The sequence below is a fragment of the Pantoea sp. 1.19 genome (assembly GCF_001922585.1).
Taxonomy (GTDB): Bacteria; Pseudomonadota; Gammaproteobacteria; order Enterobacterales; family Enterobacteriaceae; genus 1-19.
Window position 1 is genome coordinate 1 of the sequence record NZ_MRBS01000028.1, and the last position, 1,510, is coordinate 1,510.

Below are 1,510 nucleotides of genomic sequence, written 5' to 3' on the forward strand. Positions count from 1 at the left end.
TGGATTACTCAGAAGTGGTCAGCTACGAAGGCGTAGACACGAAAGCGGGGGCGCAGGGGAATACGGATGAAAAGACCTGTAAAAACTGCCCACCGGAAGGGAAAGTAATGCCGATGGTGAGACGCTGTTCGCGCTGGAGTGCGGTGACGATTAGCTACCAGACGCGCATCTGTGGCACGTTTTATAACCCGGAAACGCAGCAGATACAGGAGTTTAAATACTGCGGCGTATCGTTTGATGGCTGGAAGGATAAACTTTGTCAGTTCTGGGAAGCAAAGGCGCGGTATGATCAGTTTTTTGATGTTTTTGGAGATCCTAAAGGATGGTGGAAGGGTTACAAAAGTGGCTTGAGCCAAGCTGCCCGTCATCAAGCAGTTGCAACAGTCAATCAACCATTAAAAATCGTCTGGATTTTTATGCAGCCAATAAGTTATCGTTATTTTTCGAAAATCTTTAAAGACTTTAAAGATGTAATTACAAGGTGGGTGCCATGATTAGGATATCAGCAAATGCTTACTACGAGGATACGCGAGCACCAAGTGTTGAGCTGTGCCTTGATGAGTTGTTTTATGTTTCAAAACTAGTGGAATCATTGCTGAAAACAAAAAAAATATGGTATGAAAAGGGTTGTTCAAGAAAGCAGGCGCTAGAGAAAATAGTATTTAATCATGATAGGGCCGAGGTAAGCGTTATTGATAGGTGGCGAAAAGAAATAAAAAAAGATTTCCCTTTAATTATCGATGGGGTATGGGATGGTGAAATTGAAAGCAGGGTTTGTTCAATAAATTATATTAAAAAGCATATCGAAAACTTAAAAAAGACTAATCTAGATGTGAGTATTACATGTGATAAGGGTGAAATAAGCCTAACTAAAGTTATCGATTTTGCAATGTCTTTAGTTTTTAATAAAAATAACATGTATGCCTCTATAAGTACAAATGGGTACTGGAATAATTGCAGTAATGTTTTTCCTGACAGAATTCCGGTTGGATGGATGATTTATATTCCAGTGATAATCTTAGTAGAGTTGATTCCTGAGGCTGCCAGAGTAGTGCCAGTAATGGAAGGCGATAAACAGAGAGGTACTATTATTGTGTCTACTGAGGAAATATTCGATGGTAACAGCAAAGAACACATAGGCAAAGCCAACGATATAGAAATAAAACTTCTGGATCTTGGTCTGTTACCGTTGATGACGGAGCTTTGATCCCTGCCGCGTGAAATTATCACCCAGTGGCGGGAGACGGACCTGCAGTTTATCCGGCGCATTCTGTCTGAGGTGGGCATTTACTGGCGCACGGAGATGGACGACGTGCGCGCTCTGGATACGTACATTTTTGCCGACGGCCAGCTGAGCTACCATTTTGACGTGCGCCTGCCGTACCGCGAGCCTTCGGGCCTGTTCGACGGGGCGGCGGAGTCGGTCTGGGACGTGCGGACCTGGCACGGCCCGGCCACCGGCGCCGTCGCCACGCGGGATTACAACTACCGCGCCGCCTGCGCGCCGATG

The 1,510-nt window shown here is 45.1% G+C and carries 2 protein-coding genes and 1 pseudogene; all 3 read left to right on the top strand.

The genetic code is table 11. From position 1 onward, the window contains the following. Positions 1-494: Tox-REase-5 domain-containing protein (locus tag BS626_RS17940; protein WP_240494339.1), on the top strand; the 494-nt coding region annotated here is incomplete at its 5' end. Continuing rightward, positions 491-1,207, top strand: a complete 717-nt coding sequence (locus tag BS626_RS17945) for an Imm52 family immunity protein (protein ID WP_075183698.1) — start codon at positions 491-493, stop codon at positions 1,205-1,207. The genes BS626_RS17940 and BS626_RS17945, both read left to right, overlap by 4 nt. Before the next feature lie 9 nt (positions 1,208-1,216). After that, positions 1,217-1,510: pseudogene (locus BS626_RS17950) on the top strand (contractile injection system protein, VgrG/Pvc8 family); the annotation flags it as partial.

Coding starts and splice junctions, on each gene's coding strand:
- BS626_RS17945 (WP_075183698.1), top strand. CDS start 491: ATGATTAGGATATCAGCAAATGCTTACTACGAGGATACGCGAGCACCA.